Annotated in this window: 14 protein-coding genes; 7 read left to right on the top strand and 7 right to left on the bottom strand. The window is 68.9% G+C overall.

Going from position 1 to position 13,697, the window contains the following annotated elements; translation table 11 throughout:
- The first annotated feature begins 194 nt into the window (after window positions 1-194).
- The 4 genes from FHX82_RS32375 (at window position 195) to FHX82_RS32390 (ending at window position 5,017) form a co-directional block, all read left to right on the top strand.
- Window positions 195-1,010 carry a DUF1345 domain-containing protein gene (locus FHX82_RS32375; protein WP_145932834.1) on the top strand — a complete coding sequence of 272 codons (816 nt, stop codon included), beginning with the start codon at window positions 195-197 and terminating at the stop codon, window positions 1,008-1,010.
- Between the two features lie 52 nt (window positions 1,011-1,062).
- A complete protein-coding gene (locus tag FHX82_RS32380; protein WP_183176967.1) occupies window positions 1,063-1,941 on the top strand; it encodes an alpha/beta hydrolase in 879 nt (292 codons plus the stop codon).
- Window positions 1,938-3,305, top strand: coding sequence for an alpha/beta hydrolase (locus FHX82_RS32385; RefSeq protein ID WP_145932832.1), 1,368 nt, complete (start codon window positions 1,938-1,940; stop codon window positions 3,303-3,305). The genes FHX82_RS32380 and FHX82_RS32385 overlap by 4 nt, the downstream gene beginning before the upstream one ends.
- Window positions 3,306-3,454: 149 nt before the next feature.
- Window positions 3,455-5,017, top strand: a complete 1,563-nt coding sequence (locus tag FHX82_RS32390) for a N,N-dimethylformamidase beta subunit family domain-containing protein (RefSeq protein WP_145932831.1) — start codon at window positions 3,455-3,457, stop codon at window positions 5,015-5,017.
- 7 nt (window positions 5,018-5,024) lie between these two features.
- Here FHX82_RS32390 and FHX82_RS32395 read toward each other — a convergent pair whose 3' ends face one another.
- On the bottom strand, window positions 5,025-5,186 hold the full coding sequence (locus FHX82_RS32395) for a hypothetical protein (RefSeq protein ID WP_183176968.1): 162 nt from the start codon (window positions 5,184-5,186) through the stop codon (window positions 5,025-5,027).
- Window positions 5,187-5,267: 81 nt separating this feature from the next.
- Window positions 5,268-5,438, bottom strand: a complete 171-nt coding sequence (locus tag FHX82_RS32400; RefSeq protein ID WP_145932830.1) for a CRISPR-associated endonuclease Cas1 — start codon at window positions 5,436-5,438, stop codon at window positions 5,268-5,270.
- A 578-nt stretch (window positions 5,439-6,016) separates the two neighbouring features.
- On the opposite strand from FHX82_RS32400, the gene FHX82_RS32405 reads away from it, so the two are divergent.
- Window positions 6,017-7,789, top strand: coding sequence for a hypothetical protein (locus tag FHX82_RS32405; RefSeq protein ID WP_145932829.1), 1,773 nt, complete (start codon window positions 6,017-6,019; stop codon window positions 7,787-7,789).
- Between the two features lie 344 nt (window positions 7,790-8,133).
- Here FHX82_RS32405 and FHX82_RS32410 read toward each other — a convergent pair whose 3' ends face one another.
- The 5 genes from FHX82_RS32410 to FHX82_RS32430 all read right to left on the bottom strand — a co-directional run bounded on the left by FHX82_RS32410 (window position 8,134) and on the right by FHX82_RS32430 (window position 11,974).
- Window positions 8,134-8,772 (bottom strand): cupredoxin domain-containing protein, encoded by a 639-nt coding sequence (locus FHX82_RS32410; RefSeq protein WP_145932828.1) that lies wholly within the window; start codon window positions 8,770-8,772, stop codon window positions 8,134-8,136.
- Complete coding sequence (locus FHX82_RS32415) at window positions 8,769-9,308, bottom strand: YceI family protein (protein WP_145932827.1); 540 nt, start codon at window positions 9,306-9,308, stop codon at window positions 8,769-8,771. Before FHX82_RS32415 ends, FHX82_RS32410 begins: the two co-directional genes overlap by 4 nt.
- 81 nt (window positions 9,309-9,389) lie before the next feature.
- Window positions 9,390-10,355 (bottom strand): cupredoxin domain-containing protein, encoded by a 966-nt coding sequence (locus FHX82_RS32420; RefSeq protein ID WP_229881028.1) that lies wholly within the window; start codon window positions 10,353-10,355, stop codon window positions 9,390-9,392.
- Window positions 10,356-10,385: 30 nt separating this feature from the next.
- On the bottom strand, window positions 10,386-11,300 hold the full coding sequence (locus tag FHX82_RS32425) for a CopD family protein (protein WP_145932826.1): 915 nt from the start codon (window positions 11,298-11,300) through the stop codon (window positions 10,386-10,388).
- Entirely contained in the window at window positions 11,300-11,974 is a 675-nt protein-coding gene (locus FHX82_RS32430) for a hypothetical protein (protein ID WP_145932825.1), read from the bottom strand. The genes FHX82_RS32425 and FHX82_RS32430 overlap by 1 nt, the downstream gene beginning before the upstream one ends.
- A gap of 412 nt (window positions 11,975-12,386) precedes the next feature.
- On the opposite strand from FHX82_RS32430, the gene FHX82_RS32435 reads away from it, so the two are divergent.
- Both FHX82_RS32435 and FHX82_RS32440 read left to right on the top strand, forming a co-directional pair.
- Window positions 12,387-12,923, top strand: a complete 537-nt coding sequence (locus tag FHX82_RS32435) for a copper resistance CopC family protein (protein ID WP_145932824.1) — start codon at window positions 12,387-12,389, stop codon at window positions 12,921-12,923.
- Between the two features lie 189 nt (window positions 12,924-13,112).
- Window positions 13,113-13,547, top strand: a complete 435-nt coding sequence (locus tag FHX82_RS32440) for a YceI family protein (RefSeq protein WP_183176969.1) — start codon at window positions 13,113-13,115, stop codon at window positions 13,545-13,547.
- Window positions 13,548-13,697: the final 150 nt, after the last annotated feature.

Raw genomic sequence — 13,697 nt, forward strand, 5'->3', positions numbered from 1 at the left:
CGGAACTCCCCCTCGGCGACAACCACCGGCGATCAGCGAGGAATCGGGGGCGCGCAGTGGTCAACTGCTCAACCGGGACGATCCGGCCACGCGAAACACGCCCGGTCCGCACCGCCCCCATCGAGGCCGTTTCTCTCAGCATCCTCACAGCGACCGTGGTGGACGGTGCGGTCGGCGGCGTACGAGAGGATGAGATGGCAGCTGACAGCGACACGCGGCGGGAGTCCGGCGCCCCGGCGCAGCCGGACCACCTGGACCGGCTGCGCGCCGTCCGCGCGGAACTACTCCACCTCGAGGAACTGCTCTGCCGCGGCGAACACCCCGTCTCGCACGCGATCGGCGACACCGCCCACCGGGTGCCCGCCTGGCTGCGCGTCACGAGGGGTGAACAGCGATGGGCCGTGACATTGGCGATCGCACTGGCGGTGACGCTGCAACTGGTGTTGCCGGACCGGCTGGCGTTCCGGCCACACTGGCTGCTGCCCGGCCTCGAGATCGGGCTGGTGGTGACGCTCATCGGCCTCAACCCGGTCCGGATCTCCCGCGACCACCCGTGGCTGCGGCCGCTGTCGGTTTCGCTGATCGCCTTGATCAGCGTGGCCAATGCCTGGTCGGCGGCCCTGCTCGTGGTGGACCTGCTGGCGGCGCGCGCCGGTGAGGAACCCGCGCCGCTGCTGGGCAGTGGCGGCGCGATCTGGCTGCCCAACGTGATCGCGTTCGCCCTGTGGTACTGGGAATGCGACCGCGGCGGGCCCGTCTCCCGCGCGCAGGGCAGGCGGCCGCGGGCGGACTTCCGTTTCCCCCAGATGGAAGACCCCGGCGGGCACTTCGAGTGGGAACCGCACTTCCTGGACTACTTCTACCTGTCGTTCACCAACGCCACCGCGTTCAGCCCCACCGACGTCATGCCGATGTCCCGCTGGGCGAAGATGGTGATGCTCGGCCAATCCGCGATCTCACTCGTGACCCTCGCCGTCGTCATCTCCCGCGCGGTCAGCCTGTTCAAATGACCACCCCACGCGTCTCCGTATGAAACCAACCGTCGTTTGCACCGTCCTGGCGATGATCGCCGCCCTCGTCACGGCGTGCGGCAACCATGCCGATCGCGCCAGCGAGAGCGAAGAGGCGACACCGACGACACCGTTGGCCGGCACCGTGTCGACGACAAGCATTCCGGCCGCCTCGTCCGGGTTCGCGGCCCGCGACGCGCACCTGTACCTGCCGCCCGGGTACCGCCCCGGGCAGCAACAGCGGTTACCGGTCCTGATCATGCTCGCCGGTGTGCCGGGTGACACCGGCGACTGGTTCACCAACGCCGATCTGCAGCCCGAACTGGACGCCTTCGCCACCCAGCACGGAGGGCGCGCGCCCATCGTGGTCGCGCCGGACGACACGGGCACCGGCGACGAGGACCTGCTGTGCATGGACAGCCCCAAAGCCAAGCTGGACACCTACCTCAGCCAGGACGTGCCCCAGTGGATCACCCAGCACCTCGCCGCCGACCCGGACACCCACCACTGGGCGGTCGGCGGTCTGTCCTACGGCGGCACCTGCGCCTACGAGCTCGCGGTACGCCACCCCGCGCTGTTTCCCACCTTCCTCGACTTCTCCGGTGAGAAACACCCGATGCACGACACCGTCGCCAGCGCGGTCGACGACGTCTTCGACGGCGACAGCGCCGCCTACCGCCGCCAGGATCCGCTGGCGATTCTCGCCACCAGGACCTTCCCCGGCTCGGCCGGGGTGATCGCCGTCGGCGACGACGACGAGCCCTACACCTCCGAACAGCAGATCGTGCTCGAAGCCTGCCGCCGCGCCGGAATGCAGGTCGAGTGGCGGGAACTGCCCGGCGGTCACGACTGGAGCCTGTGGGCCGAGTTCTTCCGGCAAGCCCTGCCCTGGCTGGCCCAGCGCTTGAGCCTGGACCGACCGGCCCGATGAAGCTCGCAGTCCCGGGTGACCCGACCATCCCGGCTGACGTCGCGCGGCACGTCCGCGAGCTCGGCCCACTGGAGTCGCCCCTGATCTGGGCCACGTTCACCGCCGCGGCTGCCGTGCTCGTGATCGCCGGGGCTCGCTTCCGGCATCGCAAACGCGTGCGCCGCCGCGCGGTCGTCGCCGCGCTGTGCTGCGTGCTGCTCGCCTCCGTCACCGCGCTCAACAGCTACGTCGGATACGTCCGCACCGTCACCGATCTCGCCCGCCTGCTCGAACACGGCGGTGGGCCGGTCCGGGCCCTCGGGCTGGCGCTCGACGATGACAAGGACCGGACCCCTGAGGACGACCCCCACCGCAAAGGCGGCCGGGGCGTGGACGTCCCCGTCGGGCCGGACTCCGTCACCGTCGAGCAGGTGGACCTCCCGGACCCGCCCGACGCCATCCCCTCGGGGAGGACCTACGTCCTCCTGCCCCCGGGCTACAGCGACCCGGCCAACAGCGACCTCCGCTACCCCGTCGTCTACCTCGTCCACGGCTACCCCTACGGAGGCCCGGAAGACTGGCTGCGCCCGGGTGACGCGCCCACGACCCTGCACCTGCTCTACCACGACCGGGCGCTCACACCCATGATCGTCGTCAGCGTCGACCTCACCGCCGGACAACCCAGCCGCGACTGGGAGGGCCTCGACGTGCCCGGCGGGCCACAACTGGAGACCTACCTCACGCACACCGTCGTCACCCAGATCGACCAGCGCTACCGCACCATCCCCGACCGCGCCCACCGCGCCCTCGGCGGCATGTCCGGCGGCGCCTTCGCCGCGCTCAACACCGGCCTGCACCACACCGGCCAGTTCAGCGTGCTCCTGCTCACCCTGCCCTACGACGAACTCGGCGACGACGCCGACCTGCTCGGCGGCGACCCACGGCTGATCGCCGCCAACACCCCCCGCGACTACCTGGCCACACTCACCTTCGCCGGCCCGGTCGCCGTCCTGCTCACCGCAGGCACAGGCGCCCCCACGGACGTCGCCACCGCCCAGCGGATCGCCGCCGCCCTCCACGCGCGCGGGCAGACCGCGGTCGTGCACGTCGAGCACGGCTACAACCACACCTGGCACACGGCCCGCGCGACCCTGCCCTACCTGCTGACGTTCGCCGACCAGGCGTTCCCCCACAGCGGCACGCCCCCGCCACCTTCGACCTCGGCAGGGCGCCGCGGTGGCGGCTCCGCGCTCGGCGGGCTGCCGACGACGCCCCATGTGTGTGTACGCGAGAGAGCAGCGGCCGTTCCGGCTCCGTACCGGCCGGCCGTGTACTCGATCAACTCGACCTCGCGGGCACACCAGTCCAGTCCGGAGACCTCGTAGCGGTCGACGAGGACGGGATCATCGTCGCCCCGTCGAGTCACCAGCCGCATGGCTCTCCAACGGGAGACGGGCACGACCGAACCCCGTTCGCGGTCTACTGCGGCCTGGCCGGCCTCGCCGGCCTGCTCTGGCTGACCCTAAGGTGAGGCATGGGCACGGGACTGCGGAATCTCGCTGGCGGCGCGGTGGTCGCGGCCGCACTGGTCGCGGCCGCCTGCACGGGTGGCGGAGCGCCCGCGCCGAGCAGCCCCGCGCCGGCTCCGCCGTCGACCCGCGCGACCGGGCCCGAGGCCGGCACGCCGGGCTGGGAGCTCACCCACCCCGGGCCCGAGCACGCGATCGAGGGGTTCGCCGACCACACCTCCGTGGCACCCGGTCAGGACGTCCGCCTTTTCGTGAACACGACGGCCGTGCGGTTCACGGTGACGGCCTACCGGATGGGCGCCTACACCGGTTCCGACGCGAAACAGGTGTGGCAGTCGGCTCCCCAGCCGGGCCGGAAGCAGCCGCAGCCGGAGGTACAGGCACCGACCAGCACCGTCACCGCACCCTGGCAGCCGTCGCTGACCGTGCCGACCCGGGACTGGCAGCCCGGCGACTACCTGTTCCGGCTGGACGGGGACAACGGAGCCCAGCAGTTCGTGCCGCTCACCGTGCGCACTCCCTCGAACGCGGGAAAGATCATCATCGTCAACGCGGTGACGACCTGGCAGGCCTACAACCAGTGGGGCGGCTACAGCCTCTACAGCTCGCCCAACGGTTCGAAGGCCGCCCGGTCGCGGGCGGTCTCGTTCGACCGGCCGTACCAGGCGAAGGACATGCAGGGGGCGGGGGACTTCCTGTACTTCGAGCTGCCGCTGCTGCTCTTCGCCGAACGGGCCGGGCTGCCGCTGGGCTACGCCACCGACGTGGACCTGCACGCCGACCCGCACCTGGCCGACGGTGCCGCGGCGATCGTGACCCTGGGCCACGACGAGTACTGGTCCACCGCAATGCGTCGCAACACCACCGCCGCTCGCGACCACGGCGTCAACCTGGCCTTCCTCGGCGGTAACGAGATCTACCGGCACATCCGGTTCCAGCCCACCGCGCTGGGCCCCGACCGGCTGGAGGTCGACTTCAAGTCCTTCACCGACGACCCCGACCACGTGACGGATCCGCTCGAGGCGACCCCGGAATGGCGTTCACCACCGTTCCCGCGCCCGGAAAGCGTGCTGCTGGGCGATTTCTACCACTGCAACCCGGTGCACGCCGACCTGCGGGCCGTGGACGACACGAACTGGCTGCTCACCGGTATCGTCCAGAACGGACAGCAACTGCCCGGTCTGGTCGGCAACGAGTACGAGCGCGTCGACCTGTCGGTGCCCACGCCACGGCCGATCGAGGTGCTGTTCCACTCACCGCTGACCTGCGGCGGCCGAGCCGACTTCGCCGACACCAGCTACTACACGACGCCCAGCGGTGCTGCCGTGTTCGCCGCCGGCACGCAGTACTGGATCTGCGCGCTGGGTCCCGGCTGCGAAGCCGACCACGACGACAAAAACGCCGGCAAGGCCATCAGCGACATCACGCTGCGGCTCCTGCGCGCCTACGCCGCCGGGCCCGCCGGGCGAGCCCACCCGGCCACGGACAACCTCGCCGCACTCGGCGTGCCGGGCGCGAATCCGAACCCGGTCCCCTCGGTGCCCCCCGACAACTCCACGACACGGTGAGACTCGTTCAGTCGTGCGATTTCGCAGCGGACGGCCACGGACGCGAGCGCGGCGGCTGCCATCGCACGGCGAGATCGTCCAGGTTCTGGATGTCCTGGTCGAAATACGCGCGGTAGGACACATCGCGCGTGTCGCCGCCCTGTTCGTCGCCCCCGATCACGCTGACCACGGTGCCGTTCCCGGTCGCCGGTCGGGCTCGGTGAGCCAGGGCCCGCCCGGGAAGGGCGCCTCGGGTAACCTGCAGCGTGCGTCACTCGTAGACGTCGATGAGGACTTCCTGGCCCGCGCGGGTGAGCAGGATCCCATGGCGCTCATTGTCGCGGCGTCCGTGGTCGAGGCCGAGGCCACAGCGGCGGAACCCATTGAGCACGAACTGGTCGACCACCAAGGGATGGAATTCCTCCGCCAGATCCAGCGCCAGGCCGAAGTAGTCGAGCCGCGGTGTCCGCGCTGTGCAGGTCCAGCTGGTCGATGTACGGGCTGACGAGACCGCTGACGTGACTGTCTAGAATGGACACGCTCTGGTGCAGGTCCGTCACGCCGGAGTGGTCGAGCGAGCCCAGGCTGTGGTCCGCGGCGGGCAGGTGCGCGCCGACGCTGTCGGCGGTGTGGGGCAGCGAGCTGACGACGTCACCCGACGCACACAGACCTCCCGCAGATCAGGAACACGAGTCGAGTGGACTCGGCGAACGGCACTGTAACCGTTCCACGCCTGCGATGGCAGCGAGGGCAACAACCTGGGGCGGGCACTTTTCGTTTCGCTTGGTCGGAAAATCTCTGACGGAGGTGGATTGTGCGGATCGGTAGGCTTTGTCGTCGCGGTCGGCAAGCGTGCCTAGTTGTCGCGTCGACGGTTCTTCCTCTTCTGTCCGTTTCGCCGGTAGTTGCTTTGTCACGCTGCTCCGGTTGGTGCTGGCGGTCGCGTTGGCTGCCGGTGGAATCGAGGCGGTGACTCCTTCACCTGCCCGGGCTGCGGCGCCGGTCGATCACCATGTCGATGTGCGGACGTTGCCGCTGCTGCCCGCTGGGAGGGCGGTGGATCCGGCGTCGGCTCCGGCGAAACCGGCGGGCGACTTCGCTCCGCTGGCGACGCGCAGCGGGCAGGGCGGGGGTGATTCGCGGTTCCGGGCTGGGCAGTCGCGGCTGGTGGCGGGGTCGCAGGCGCAGTACAGCGAGGACTACGTCAATCCCGACGGGACTCGAACGCGGAAGTTGTCGAACGAACCGCTGAACGTGCAGGACACCCAGGGCGCCTGCCACCCGGTCGACCCGTCCGTCTCGGTGGATCCGGGCAGCAAGCGCGCCAAGACCGGATGGCATCCGCTGGCCCCGAGTTTCGCCGCGACGGCGAATGATCCGGCACTGGTGTCGGTCGCGGTGGGGCAGGATCAGGCGAGCCTCGCGCTGCAGGGCGCGAGCGCCGCGGCGGCGAAGACCACCACATCCACGGTCACCTACCCGGGTGCGCTGCCCGGCACCGACCTGACCTACACCACCTCGGCCGGCGCGGTGAAGGAAGCTCTCACCTTGGCGAGTGCCCCTGCCCAGGGTCGGTGGACCTTCACGCTCGCCACGCACGGTCTGACTCCGGTGCTGGCCCAAGGCGGCTCGATTCAGCTGCAGAACGCGGGAAAGCAGACCGAGGTCGTGATTCCGGCGCCGGAGGTGTGGGACTCGGCCGGGAACAACGGCCAATCCGCCCCGGCCCAGACCGGCGGCAGCTACACCCTCACCCCGGCCGGGCAGGGCTGGACTGTGACGGTGGCCGTGGACGACGCGTGGCTGCACGACCCGAAGCGTGTCTACCCGGTCACGGCGGACCCGACGCTGACCTACAGTCCGTCCACGCAGAACTGGTACAAGTCCGACGGCGCCTCCGGCACCGACACCGTCGTGAAGGTCGGCAACTCCCAAGCCGGTACCAACGGCGGCGACACCTACCTGCGCACCATCACCCAGTTCCCACTGTCCACTCTGGCCGGAAAGAACGTGGTCGGTTCCCGGGTGGACGTGAACTGGGAGAACTCGGCCCCGCAGTCGCACACCAGCTACAACATCGACCTCTACCACGCCACAGGACAGTCGTTCAACCAGACACCCGGCGCGGAGTACCTCGCCCACGGCGTCATCGGGGACTTCGGCTCCCTGCAAGGAATCCCGGCCACAACCACCGGAACACCGGACGGATTGACGAACTTCCTGCGCGGGGTGGTGTCGTCGAGCAACTGGGGTGCGCTGTTCGGGTTCGTCGGGCAGGAAACCGCAGGGAAGTACACCTACAAACGCGTCACGGCCTCGCTGCTGGTGGACTACGGCTCGGCACCGACCTCGCCGAGCATCAGCGCCCCGGCGGATCAATCGGTGCTGACCAGCACCACCCCGACGTTGACGGTCAACCCCGCTACCGACGCCGACGGCGAAGCGATCACCTACTGCTTCACGATCGCCACGCGCATCGGTGACCACGGGCCCGCACCGACCGACACGATGGGCCCGGTGACGGTGAACCTGGCCAACGGCAACGCCAGTTTGTCGACCTCGTCGTTGTCCTACCACACCGTGGATGGTAGTCAGGCGTTGTCGTTCACCTACAACTCCCAGGCCACCGACGAACACGGCCTGACCGCCTCTTACCTGGTCACGATCTGGTGGGCATGCGGACAGCACGATACCTCCGTAGTGCTTGCGTCCAAGACCACGCCGAGGCCGACCGAAAACGTGAGCACGCCGGGCAAGAGGTCCGCGACGCAGTCGCCGTGGACCGGCAGGTGAGCAAGCAGAAACACCCCGGGCCACCGCGACTGACGCACCCGACACGATCACCATTTTGGCACCTACGCGCAGAATCCCCAGCTTGGTCGGCGAAGCCCCGTTACCTTCTTCGTGGCTACTGATCAAGGAGTGACCGCTGGCCAACCGCCGAGACCTAGTGATCACCAACGCCAGAAGCACCGATCACGAGACAGTCCCCGGAGCCGCCCCCGCCCCAGTCCATCGCGGACGGATCATTGTGGTCCACATGACGTTTCCGCCAATGTCACATAGCGGAGTAGTCTCGGCGAAGGTTCGTATCGCTCGCGTCGGCTGACTGGACCGATGTGTCGTGACGGCGGGCGCTAGGTTTCACGGCGGGAGCCGACCAGCAGGAGGCAGAGCACGGCGACCGCGGCGGCGACGCCGGCGACGATGAGCTTCGGGTCGAAGGTGGTCGTGGTGGTGGGTGCAGCGCTGGCCGCGACCACGTTGCCGCCTGTGCTCGGTGGGGCCGATTCCTCGGTCGGCACGACGGCGGCGGGCATGGACGTCGCGATGGCCGGTTGCTGGCGCGCAACCGGTTGTTGTTGCGCTGCTGAGGATCGCGCGGCGGTAGCCTGCTTCTGTTGTGCGGTGGCCTTCGGAGCGCTGGCCACCGCGGGGGCACTCGCCACCGCCGGGAGCACGGTCAGAGTGGCTCGCATGTCCGGGTGGATCGAGCAGTAGTAGGAGTAGCTGCCCGCGGTGGTGAAGGTATAACTGAAACTCTGCCCGGTGGACAGCATCGGGCTTTTGATCGCGACCGGTGCACTGGTGGTGGTCACGTCGTGCGGGGCCTGGTCGTGGTTGGTCCACGTCACGGTGTCCCCGACGTGCACGGTCAACGTGGACGGGGAGAAGGCGTAGCTCTGCATCATCACCGCTTGGGTGGCGGCCTGCGCCGGTGGCGCGAGCGCGAAGGCACCGAACATCGCCAGCAGCGCCGCCAGCACCAGCCTCATCGGGTGAACTCCGCGGCCAGCTCCACGTGTATCGGCCGTTCGGCGATCACCTGCGCCGCCCAATAGCCGGTTTCCAGTGGCCGTCGCGGTGGTGGCAGTACTCCGCGTACCCACAGCACGACCGCGAGCTCGTCCACGTGGGCCAGTTCGCCGCGGAGCCGTAGATCGCGCACCACGTCGAGCACCTCCAGTTTGCCGGTCACCTCGACCGACCAGTCCTCGGTCACCGACATGTCCGTGCTGTGGAAGCGGAGTGCGGGATAGTCCGCCGCGCATAGTGCTCCTTCGCTGGTGAGTGTGCGCGCGAGCCCGAAAACATTGGTGCGCAGGGAACGGGCGTCAAGATCGAGGGACAGGCCCGGGTGTTCGCCGAGCACGAGATGCCCGCGGGTGCAGGCGAGGCGGCCGCGCAGCACCGGCTGGCGCAGCAGGTGGATGGTGGGTTCGAGCACGAACCGGGACGGGTCGGCCTGGTACCGGCCGGGCAGCGGCAGTTTCTCGAACGGCTCGACGGCGAGCTCCGCGGTCGCGTCCATCGGGAACCTCCTCGGGATGGGAGATGGCCCGGCCGACCGTTCCTCGGCCGGGCCACCGCGTTGGCCGGAACTACCGTTGCGTCAGCAGGTCGCCTGGTTCATCAGCGGGGTGAGCACCTGCTCCAGCCAGACCGTGTGGGTCTTGATGTACTGGTCCAGGTTCAGCGCGTCGGTGACCTGCTGACCCAGCGAGGTCTCCAGGTGCGCGGACTTCACGTGGTTCAGGATCGGCGTGAGCGTGTCGGTGACCAGCTTGTCCGCCGAACCGTCCAGCACCGGTTGCAACACTTGTTCCAGCCACACCGTGTGCGTCTTGATGTACTGGTCGAGGTTGAGGATGTCAGCCACCTGCTGTCCGGGCGAGGTCTCCAGATGCGCGGACTTGACGTGGGCGAAGATCGGCTGCAGCACGCTGGTGGGGATGCATTCGGTGGTGCCGCCGCTGGTGGTCGAGGGCATCGACATCGACGAAGACGCCGAACCGGAGCCAGAGCTGGATGGCATCGACATCGACGTCGTCGGCTCCGAACTACCGGTCGGCGTGCTCGTCGTCGGCAGGCTCGACCCGCCACCGCTACCACTGCCGGTGACCGTCACCGTGGCCTTCATGTCCGGGTGCACGGCGCAGTAGTAGGAGTACGTGCCGGCCTGGGTGAAGGTGTAGGTGTAGGTCTGACCCTGCGCCAGGTTCGGCGACGCGAACTTGACCGGGCCATCGCTCACCGTCACCGTATGCGGCGCGGTGTCTTCGTTGGTCCAGGTCACGGTGTCACCGACGGCAATGCTCAGCGCCGCCGGCGAGTACGCGTAGTTCTTGATCTCCACCTGCACGGTCCGCGCCGTCTCGGCTTTTTCCATGCTGTCATAGAGCGCGACGCCGATCGGGTTGTCCCGCACCACCTGCGGCAGCGCCGCCTGCTCGGTGCCGGTGCCCGAGCTCATGCTGGCGAAGCTGAACAGCACGCCCGCCAGCGCCACCACGGCCACGCCGAGCAGTAGGACAGACTTGCGTGAGCGCCTCGGCTCGGTCGGGGATTCGGTGTCCACTATGGGTATTTCCTTTCCTCGGGGGAACGGTCAGCGGCCAGGGCTGGCCGTGACGAGCAGGCTCGCCGCGACGAGCACGACGATGACGAGCACCGTTTCGGCGGCGACGGAATAGACGAAAGGACGGACGGTTCCGTGCTGGCCGCGCAGGACGACGGCGAAGTCGAGCCGCCGGTTCACCCAGCTGCGGCTGCCCTGCGCGATCAGCAGCACCACCAGCAGCACCGCGATCTTGACCAGCAGGGTGTGCCCGTAGTCGGTGTCGAAGAGCTTCGCCACCGAGCCGAGCGTCTGCCAGGTCAGCACCACCCCGGCGGCGACGATGAGCAGCACCGAACCCATGGCCAGCCTGGAGTAGCGCGGCAGCACCGTCGCCAGCTCATCGGCCCGGCGCCGGGACAGGACACCGAACAGCAGCATCGCCAGCCCACCGAGCCACGCGCAGATGCCCAGAACGTGCAGGAAATCCGCGATCTGCGCGAGCAGCGGGCGCGCGCTTTCCGAGGCGTGCCCGGTCATTCCGGTGGTGCGCACCAGGCCGAACCCGATCGCGGCGAGCCCGGTGCGCCAGGACATCGAGCCCGCGGCGGACCGGCCGCGCTGCAACAGTTGCGCGAGCACCACCCCGCCGAGCAGCCAGAGCAGCGTCCTGGCGAACCAGATCTGTCCGAAGTGGACGTCGAGCACCTGTGAGATCAAATCCCAGTCCAGGAAGTCGCTTGGCGGCCGCTGAGCTATCCAGGCACCTTCGAGACCGACCGCCGCCACAGTACCGAGGAAACCGAGCACCCACCCGACGACCACGATCTTCCGGGCCCCACTTTGATCCGCGCCGCCCTTCCACAGGCAGGCAAGGAACAGCAGCCCGCCGAGGAACAGTGTCATGCCGAAGTAGTCGACCGCGCGGACGGCGATGTAGAGCGCCTTCGCCGGCGTGAGGTCCATCAGCCACCGACCTTCGGGGGCGCCAGCGCCGGCAGGGCGGCCGTGAGCGGGGCCGTCGGGTCGGTCCCGGTAGCGGTGGCGGCGGTGGTCGGGGCGCAGTAGCCCGTCACCGCGTACAGCAGCGTGTTCAACGTGCCGGGGCTGCTTCCGTCCGGGCTCTGCGTCAGGCCGAGCGTGCCGGTCAGTGTGCCGACCACCGGCAACTCGCCTACTAGGGTGTTCGCGGTGTCGGCGAGTTGTTGCCCCGCCCCGGGCAGACAAGCCACCGGCAGCGTGGGGACCGTCGGGTCGGTGGGCGTGACCGGGGTGGCGGGATCGGCCGGCCCGACCGGGGAGGTGGAGACCGGGCCCGGCTCGGTCGACGCGGTCACCACCGGCACCGTCGCGGTGTCGCCGCCGGTCACCGGCTCACCGGCCGAGACCGGGATGTCGGCGGGGATGGCCGCGGGCAACTCGGTGCCGGGCATGGTCATCGCCGGTACCGAAGCCTGCGGCAACTGTCCATCCGGGACGGAGGTGCCCGGGCTCGCCGCAGCCGGAGCACCCGCCGCCTGCGCGTTCGTGGTCGACGTTTTCAGCCCGAGTCCGGACGCGAACCCGACGATCACCACCACGCCACCGACCAGCAGGGCCGCGACGAGATGTTCACGACGTACCGAGAGTTCCACTGCCACCAGTCACTTCCTCGAATTCCGTGAAGCTGGGAAGAAATTCGCCCGGCAGTAGCCCGTTAGGTCTACGCCTGCCAACGGGGGACGATCAGACCAGTCGCCATGTTTCCGGCGTTTACCGTTTCGTGAAGCAGCGGTAAATTGGCGCACCCCCTCGACCCGAGGCCGCGGTGAGCACCAGGCTCACGTCACCCGTACGAGTGACGAATCTGTCCGGTGTGGACCGTCGATCCGCGCGATCCCGGTCGCCGATCGGGCCGCTGGCGTTCCGGCGGTGAGCACCTGTTCATTCGTTCTTTACAGCCGACCGCTTGCCTGGCTCGTACGCCGCACTAGAGTCCGAACGACCGGGGACGACTGGGAGTTCCCCATTTCGGGACGGAAGAAAACGTTGTCGCGTAACCGAAATCTGCTGATGAGGGGCTCAGTCCTCACCTTCACGCTGGCCGTTCTGCTGGTCGCCGGAATGCGGGCGGCCGACGCCCACGACGTCCTGGAGTCCAGCAACCCACCCGCCGGCGGTCAACTCTCCACCGCACCGTCCACGGTGGAGCTAAGTTTCAACGCACCCGTGGAGCCCGGCTTCAACGAACTCGTTGTGACCGGACCCGACAAGACGTCACACTGGGAGGCCGGGCCCGCCACCGTTGCCGCGGAGACAATCTCCGCACCGCTGCGCCCGCTCGGCCCCGCCGGCGACTACACCGTGACCTACCACATCGTCTCCGAGGACGGCCATCCCGTCTCCGGGTCCTACACCTTCCACCTGACCGTCGCCGGAGACGGCACCCCAGCCCCCGCCACCCAAGCCCAGGCCAATCCCGCGGCAGCAGGACAGCCCGCGGTCGCCGACGCCACACCCGACGCCACCGTCCCGGTGTGGGTCTGGATCGCCGCCGCGATCGTGCTACTCGGCGCCGGTGCCCTGGTCGCACGGCGAATCGCCCGGTGAGCACAACGTCGGCGCGGCCGGCGAACAGCACGTTATCAATTTCGATCGCCCGAAGTCGGTGCCGAGGCCCTTATGGACATTCCTGCACAGTCCTGGCGCGACCGTGTCGTGGGTGAGTCCAGTACCGTGGGTACCGGCCACTACCAACTCGCCGTAGTCCGGTGCCTGATCACCATAACGCTCAGGGGTGTGCGCCGGGCCCTGCTCTGGGCCCGTATCGACGGCGGCACCGGCACCGCCGTGCTTGATGATCAGGTGATCCGGCAGATCGAGCTGCTGCTGGATGTCGACTCGCTGCATACTGGCGTTCCGTTCCTGGCGCGGTGGCTGTGCGGCACGGAGCGGCTCGATGCGGCTCACCATCCCCATATCCGCATCGACGCCGTGTCGTCCTCGTGCTCCTGGGCCGACACCGTTGTGCTCGACGGCACGTTCGAGATCCGCGGGCGGCGACACCAACTGCACCTCGACGGAGAACTGACCCGGTTCGGCGACCGGGCCGTGGCGTGGCTGAACTGCGACCTACCCCATCAGGCCAGGCACTCCCGCCCGCGACACTGGCCGACGCGTCACAGGCTGCGCATCCAGCTCATTGCCGAGCTCATCCGTCCGCCGCCGCGGTGATCTTGGCCAGTGCCCAGCCGTTCGGTTTACGGAACAATCGCACTTGCCGCGTTGATCCGCAACCGGCGCTACATCCTGCCCTCTCTCGCGGCGAGGCCGGTCCCCGCGACGATTCAGCGCGCAGGTAGAACACGAAGAACCCGAGCAGCA

Source organism: Amycolatopsis bartoniae, from assembly GCF_014191255.1.
In the GTDB taxonomy this organism is placed as follows: domain Bacteria; phylum Actinomycetota; class Actinomycetes; order Mycobacteriales; family Pseudonocardiaceae; genus Amycolatopsis_E; species Amycolatopsis_E bartoniae.